Genomic DNA, 6,800 nt, shown 5'->3' with positions numbered 1-6,800 from the left:
CGGGCCGGCGGGGGCGTGCCCGGTGGCCGCCCGGCCGGGCGCCGGACCTGGGCCCAGGTGGGTCGTGGCCCGGTTGCGTGGGTCGCCGGACCCGGGCCCCGCGTGCGCCGTGGCGCGACTGCCCGCGCCGCCGGGCCCTCGGCTACGGGCGCCGTGGCGGGATTGCCCGGGTTCCGCCGGGCCTGGGTTCCACGCGCGCCGCGCCCCGTCCGCCCGGGGCGCCGGGCGCAGGTCGCCGGGACCCGGCTCGGCGGCTCAGTCCAGCAGCCGGGCGACCGCCCGGTGGGCCCGCGGCACCGCGCCGGCGTCGCCGTGGAGTTGCAGCGCGTGGTTCAGGCTCATCAGGATCCCGGTCAGTTCGAAGACGAGCTGCTCCGCGTCGGTGCCGGCGGGCAGTGCGCCGTCGGCGGCCGCGGTACGGACCTCCGCGGCCAGCCGGCGCCGCCAGGCGGCGAACTGGCGCTGCAGCAGATCGCGTACGGGACCCGAGCGCCCGTCGTACTCGAAGGTCGCGCTCACGAAGAGGCAGCCGCCGGGGAACACCCCGCGCTCCAGATAGGAGATCCAGGCGGCGCAGACCCCGCGCAGCCGCTCGCGGCCGGGCGGCAGTCCCGAGGCGGGCCGCCACACCTCCCGGTCGAAGATCACCGCGGCCTGCTCCAGCGCCGCGAGCTGCAACGCCTCCTTGGTGCCGAAGTGCCCTAGCAGACCGGCCTTGCTCAGCCCCAGGTCGGCGGCGAGCCGGCCGATCGTCAGGCCCTCCAGCCCTTCGAGGGAGGCGAGGTCGACGCTGCGCTCGATGATCCGCTCCCGGGTGCGGCGGGCCTCGGCGGCGGACTTGCGGGGGCTCATGCGGGCCAGCGTATCCTGCCGCCCCTGTTTAGCTTCCGATCGATCGGTAGCTATATTGCCGGGCATGACGCTCACGCATCTCGCGGCCCTCGGCCACCACCAGCCCCCGCACGTCCTCACCAACGACGACCTGGCCGGCCTCGTCGACACCAGCGACACCTGGATCCGGCAGCGCACCGGCATCGAACGACGCCGCATCGCCCGCGAGGAGTCCGTGACCGATCTGGCCGCGGCGGCCGCCGGCAAGGCGCTGGCCGCCGCGGGCCGGGACCCGGCGGAGATCGGCATGGTCACCGTCGCCACCTGCTCGGCCGTCGACCGCTGCCCGTCCGTCGCCGCACAGGTCGCCGCCCGGCTCGGCATCCCCGCCCCGGTCGCCTACGACCTCAACAACGGCTGCGCGGGCTTCACCACCGCCCTGGCGACCGCGGACCACGCCGTACGGGCGGGCGCGGCCCGGCACGCCCTGGTGATCGGTGCGGAGAAGATGAGCGATGTCACGGACTGGGACGACCGGTCCACCTGTGTGCTGCTGGGCGACGGTGCGGGAGCGGCGGTGGTGAGCGCCGGACCGCCCGGCGGTGCGCCGGCCGGGGCGGGGGAGGACCGGCCCGGCGTCGGGCCGGTCGTGTGGGGCTCCGACCCCTCCCGCGGTGACGCCGTGCGCCTGCTCGGCGCCTGGCGGCCGCGCTTCGCCCAGGACGGCCAGGCGGTCTTCCGCTGGGCCACCACCGAGCTGGCGCCGCTGGCCCGGCTGGCCTGCGAACGGGCCGGGATCGCGCCGCACGACCTGGGCGGGATCGTGACCCACCAGGCCAACCTGCGGATCGTCGAGGCGCTGGTGCAGCGGCTCGACGCGCCCCGGGCGGTGGTGGCCCGGGACGTGGTGGAGTCGGGCAACACCTCCGCCGCCTCCGTGCCGCTTGCCCTGTCCAAGCTCGTGGAACGGGGTGACGTCGGGACGGGGGCGCCGGTGCTGCTCTTCGCCTTCGGCGGTGGCCTCTCCTGGGCGGGACAGGTGGTGACCTGCCCGTAGCGTGGTCGCCCGGCCGTGGGTGCCGGTGCCGGAGGGGCCCGGCGCCCGGGTCAGGGCGTGGGGAGTTCCAGGGTGAGCAGCGGGGCGTGCTGCTGGGCGCCGTAGACGTCGGTGTCCCCGAGCTGCCCGGAGACCAGCGGCCGGCGCAGCGTGATCTTCACCGCCCGCGCCGGGGCGAACCAGACCGGCTCCGCGACGTCCGCCGCGGGCACGCCGTACAGGCCGGCGATCCGCTCCCGGGTCAGGACGCCCGCGCGGCGCGCCACGTCGTACTGCGCCTCCCCCACGAAGACGACGTCCAGCGTCAGTTCGTACGGCCCCGCGTTCTTGCTGCGGACGATCCGGGCGAGCTCGGCCAGCGGCGCGGTCATGCGGGTCCTCCCGACGGGCAGTCGGTCCAGTGGACCGGGAAGAGGGCGCGGGGATCGTCCACGGACAGCAGATGGTGGACGGACCACTCGTAGACCGGGCCGGCCCGGAGGTCGGAGGGGGAGTAGGGGAAGGCCAGGTTGCCGGCGGTGGCCATCCGTCCCGGGAAGCCGTGGTGGAGCAGCGTCGACCGGGCGAGGCCGCACACCGTGTCCGCCAGCTCCTGGGTCTCCGCGACGGCCTCGATCACCAGCCCCGCCTCGTGCCCGGTGTGCGGCTCCGGCTCCAGCGGGCCCATGCAGCCGTCCCGGCCGTAGACCCGGGTCAGGAGCCGGTAGTCGTCCGGGCCGAGGTGCGGGAGGCTGCCGGCGACCCGCTCCGCCACGCTCTCCAGGATGTCGTCCAGCGCGCGGAGGAAGACCGGGTCACGGGCCCCGGCGAGGCAGACGGTGCGGTAGCCGCGCCGCCGCGCCCCCTCCAGCTTGACGGTGTACGGGCCGGCGACGTGCCGGGAGCCGCTCACCCGTACGGCGCGCTCGGTGACCTGTTCGAAGGCGCAGCCGGTGAGGTCGAGATGGCCGCCGGGGCCCGGCAGGCGGTACGGGTCGCTCTTCTCGTAGAGGGTGTGCGCGGCCACCGAGGCGGTGGTGCACCGGCGGCCCGGGTCGAGCGGCTCGACCACGAAGTGGTCCCGGCGCAGCGTGCCCAGCATGCAGTCGGCGCCGCTGCCCGGCTCGGCGGCGATCGCGGCGCACTCCAGGATCTTCGCCAGGTGCAGGGCGGGCCCCGGGTCGAAGCCGTGCAGCAGCGGCAGCGCGGCGAACAGCGCGGGATCGTAGGCGCGCCCGGCCAGCACCACCTCGGCGCCCTCCGCCAGGGCCGCGACCAGCGGTTCGGCGCCCATCTGCGCCACCACCCGGGTGGTGGCCGCCAGTGCCTCCCCGGTCAGCTCAGGGACGTACGGGAGCGGGCTGACCCGGCCGTCCCGCAGGGCGTCCCGCACGGTGCCGGGATCCACGTCGGCCGGCACGAGGGCCATCCGGAACCGCAGCCCGGCCTCCCGGGCGACCTCCTCGACGATCCGCCGCACGCCGTCCAGGTGCGGGGCCGCGCCCGCGCCGCCCGCCGAGCCGATCACCAGGGGCACCCGGAGCCGGCGGGCGCCGGCCAGCAGCCGGGCGAGGTCGTGGCGGACGGCGGGCGTGTGGGTGAAGGAGACCCCCTCGCCCAGGTAGTAGGGTCCCGCGTCCACCGAGCCGGCGTCCACGGCGATCACGTGCGGTCGCCGGGCCAGCCCGGCCTCGAAGGAGGCGTCGGGAAAGCCGTAGCCCAGGATCGCGGTGGGGGCCAGCACCCTGATCTCGCCGGTCTCGTCCTGCCCGTCCACAGGTCTCCTTCGCCGTGTGCTCCGCACGCCGCGGGCGCCGCGACCGGGCGCCGCACGCGCCACCCTACGTCCGCGGGCGCTCCGGGGCCGTGCCGCCACCGGCGCGGCCCTGCTCGTCGCGCCGTACCGCTCTCCGCCGTCCCCGCCGCACGCGCGGCCCCGCCCGCCGCCGCGCCGGCGGGGGGCGGCGGCCGGGCGCCGGTGGTGCCCTGTCTCTCGCCGGGCACCGGCGGCGGAAGCCGGAAGGACGGCAGGCGGGCGTGGCCCAGCGGAAGTGGGAGTTCACGCCCGCTACGAGGGCGGGTGACCGGAACCGTGAGGGCGGGTCAGGAGCCGGGCTCGGCGGCGGGCCTGCGCCGTATCACATAGGCCGCCAGCGCACCGGCGGCGAAGAGGGCGAGCACCGAGACCGCGGTGCCGAGCCAGGCCGCCCCCAGCAGCCGGCTGCCGAACCAGCCCAGGCCCACGCTGTACGCCGCCCAGGTCAGGCCGGCCAGCGCCGACCACGGGATGAACTCCTTGGCCCGCCGGTGCGCGGCACCCGCCGACAGGCTCACCACCGAGCGGCCGGCCGGCGCGAACCGGGCCAGGACCACCAGAGTCCCGCCGCCCCGCACCAGGGCGTGCCCCAGCCGCTCCTGAGCCACCGTCAGCCGCCGGGAGCGGGCGATGGCCCGGTCGAGCCGGGCGCCGCCGCGCCAGGCCAGCCGGTAGACGGCGACGTCGCCCAGCACGGAGGCGGCGGCCGCGCAGAGCACCAGGGCGGCCATCTCGGGCAGTTGCGGGGAGGAGTGGGCGGCCTCGGCCGCGGTGCCCGCGACGGCGGTGGCCGCGGCGATCACCAGCACCCCGCTCGGCAGCACCGGCAGGAAGACGTCGAGCAGGACCGAGAGCGCGATGAGCGCGTAGATCCATGGGGTGCCGAGCAGCGCCCCCAGGATTTCCTGCACCGTCGTTCCCCCGTTCGGCTGCAGTCGGTCTCCGGTTACCGCGGTACAGGGTACGCCGGGGCCGTGCCGGGGGAGCGCGCGGGGCGCCGTGCCCGTCACCGTACGGAGCCCGGGACGCGGCGGGCCCGGGGGCGATGCGGACCGGCCGTGCGGGCCGGCCCGGCCCGGTGGTCCCGCACCCGCCCGGACCCACCGGGCGCCGGGACGGGGGCGGTTCGGTGCCGTGTCGCGGGGACGACCGTGGCGGGCTCAGGCGAGCGCCGGCGCCCCGGCCACCGCGGGAGGCGCCGCGGCGCACGGCTTCCGCAGCGTGTGGAGCGCGGCCCGCGCCACCGCGTCGGTGTCCGTGAGCGTCACCGAGTTCACCCCGGGGCGGGCGCCCGCGGCCGTGACCCAGTGCACCCCCTCGGTCGGCACCCCGACGGCGAACCGCCGCGGGTGCGGACGCCCCTGAGCGCCGATCACCCGGTAGGGGCGCACGGTGACGTCCAGCCCGCCGGTCTCGTACCCGCCCACCCGGTGCGGCCGGCAGCCGCCGTCGCGGAGCAGACCGGACAGCAGTGGGTCGGTGGTGAGCCGCAGGTCCGGCTCGGGCAGCCGCGCCTCGATCAGCCCGGTCACCCGGACGGCGGAACCCGGCACGGCGGGGGAGGACGCCTCGAAGGCGCCGTCGCGTGCGCGTACCTCCAGGCGCGGGCCCAGCACCTCCAGCACCCCGGCCTCGATGAGCGCCATCATCTCCGCGATGCGGCCGCGCGGCGGGCCGATCGAGAGGAAGGCGTTGAGCGGGGTGTACCAGCGGTCCAGGTGGTCCCGCCGGGAGGCCCCGGCGAGGCCGCTGTGGTCGACGATCTGCCGCAACTCGTTGCGCAGGTCGCGCAGCACGTCGAGGGCCGCCTTGACCGGGCCGCGCACATTGCCCTCCCGGGCCTGGGCGACGTCCCGGCGCAGCCGCGCCAGTAGCCACTCCCGGTACGCGTCCGGGCCGCTGAACTCCCGGCCGCCGTGCGGCAGGGCGACGGTGCCCCAGTCCCAGCGCCGGCCGGCCGGCACGCCGTACGTGTCCAGCACCGCCGTCTCCTCGGCGCTGCCGTGCGGGGCGAGCGGGAAGCGGGCGCGGAAGCCGGCCACCCGGGCGTCCGGGACGCCGGAGGCGGTGAGCAGCGCGGCGTAGTAGACCGTCTCGACCTCCTTGGCCACCAGCGGCCATATCTCCGTCAGGAAGTCCGGCGGATCGCCCGCGTCGGCGCGGCGCCGCAGCCGCGCGACGACCGCCGGGGTGAGCAGCAGCGGCTCGTGCCGGCCGTGCGCGCCCTTCTCGTTGTCGCCCCGGGCGTGGTAGGGGACACCGCGCCGGGAACCGGCGTACAGCCGGGGTTCCCGCCCGGAGGGGAGATAGCGCAGCCCGCCGTCACCGGAGGGGACGAAGCGGCCGCCGCGGCCGCTGGTCAGCAGCGCCATGTGGTCGAAGAAGTTGAGGCCCAGGCCGCGCAGCAGCACCGGCTCGCCGGGGGCGAGGGCGCCGAGCTCCGCCGTCAGGTCGGCAGGGTTGGCCGGCGGCAGGTGGTGCAGGCCGTGTGCGCGGGCGTGGGCGGCGAGCCGCCGCTGCTCCCCGCCCGGAGCGGCGGGCAGGTGGCCCTGGGCGAGGACCACCGCGGCGAGCCCGGAGAGCAGCCGGCCGTCGGAGAGGGCGAGCCGCTGGGTGCCGTCCGGCGCCTCGGTCAGCCGGACGGCCCGGGCCCGGTGCACCCGTACGGTCACCGTGTCCGGGGCCCGGCGGAGCACCTCGCCGAAGACCCACTCCAGATAGGCGCCGTAGAGCGCGCGGGTCGGGTAGTCGTCGGGGCCGAGCACGCCGGGGGCGATCCGCTCGTACCACTCGTGGAGGGTGGGGCCGGGGCGCACCGGCCCCTCCGCGTCCACGCTGGCGTCGGTGAACAGCGTCACCTGGGAGGCGACGGTGTTCATCAGCAGCTCGCCGGGCTGGTCCGTGCGCCAGACCCGTCCGGCGCCGGGCGGCTCGGGGTCCACGACGTGCACGGTCAGCCGGTCGTACGGCGCCAGCTCCGGTACGGACGCGCAGAGCCGCTCCAGCACGCTGGTGCCGCGCGGCCCGGCGCCGACGACGGCGACCGCGGCCCCGGGGTCGTCCTCGGCCACGTGTTTCTCTCTCCCGGTGGTACGGGTGGGTACGGGCACGGTGCCT

At 77.3% G+C, this 6,800-nt stretch carries 6 protein-coding genes; 1 reads left to right on the top strand and 5 read right to left on the bottom strand.

Features of this window, described 5'->3' with window-relative positions; all coding sequences use genetic code 11:
• Positions 1–255: 255 nt before the first annotated feature.
• Positions 256–852 (bottom strand): TetR/AcrR family transcriptional regulator, encoded by a 597-nt coding sequence (locus tag HOY81_RS01750; RefSeq protein WP_237317238.1) that lies wholly within the window; start codon positions 850–852, stop codon positions 256–258.
• A gap of 55 nt (positions 853–907) precedes the next feature.
• Here HOY81_RS01750 and HOY81_RS01745 point away from each other — a divergent pair, with 55 nt between their 5' ends.
• On the top strand, positions 908–1,888 hold the full coding sequence (locus HOY81_RS01745) for a beta-ketoacyl-ACP synthase III (RefSeq protein WP_237317235.1): 981 nt from the start codon (positions 908–910) through the stop codon (positions 1,886–1,888).
• A gap of 50 nt (positions 1,889–1,938) precedes the next feature.
• Here HOY81_RS01745 and HOY81_RS01740 read toward each other — a convergent pair whose 3' ends face one another.
• From HOY81_RS01740 to HOY81_RS01725, 4 genes are all read right to left on the bottom strand, one after another.
• Positions 1,939–2,259, bottom strand: a complete 321-nt coding sequence (locus HOY81_RS01740) for a DUF4387 domain-containing protein (protein WP_237317233.1) — start codon at positions 2,257–2,259, stop codon at positions 1,939–1,941.
• Positions 2,256–3,644 carry an acyclic terpene utilization AtuA family protein gene (locus tag HOY81_RS01735; RefSeq protein WP_237317231.1) on the bottom strand — a complete coding sequence of 463 codons (1,389 nt, stop codon included), beginning with the start codon at positions 3,642–3,644 and terminating at the stop codon, positions 2,256–2,258. The genes HOY81_RS01740 and HOY81_RS01735 overlap by 4 nt, the downstream gene beginning before the upstream one ends.
• 326 nt (positions 3,645–3,970) lie before the next feature.
• Positions 3,971–4,594, bottom strand: coding sequence for a DedA family protein (locus tag HOY81_RS01730; protein WP_237317229.1), 624 nt, complete (start codon positions 4,592–4,594; stop codon positions 3,971–3,973).
• Positions 4,595–4,843: 249 nt separating this feature from the next.
• The gene (locus HOY81_RS01725; protein WP_237317227.1) at positions 4,844–6,754 is read right to left on the bottom strand and encodes an FAD/NAD(P)-binding protein; all 1,911 of its coding nucleotides are present in this window, start codon (positions 6,752–6,754) and stop codon (positions 4,844–4,846) included.
• Positions 6,755–6,800: the final 46 nt, after the last annotated feature.

The sequence above is a fragment of the Streptomyces sp. JJ36 genome, from assembly GCF_021696945.1.
Lineage (GTDB): Bacteria > Actinomycetota > Actinomycetes > Streptomycetales > Streptomycetaceae > Streptomyces.
The sequence above is the reverse complement of the archived record's forward strand: the minus strand, read 5'-3'. Positions and strand labels throughout refer to the sequence as shown.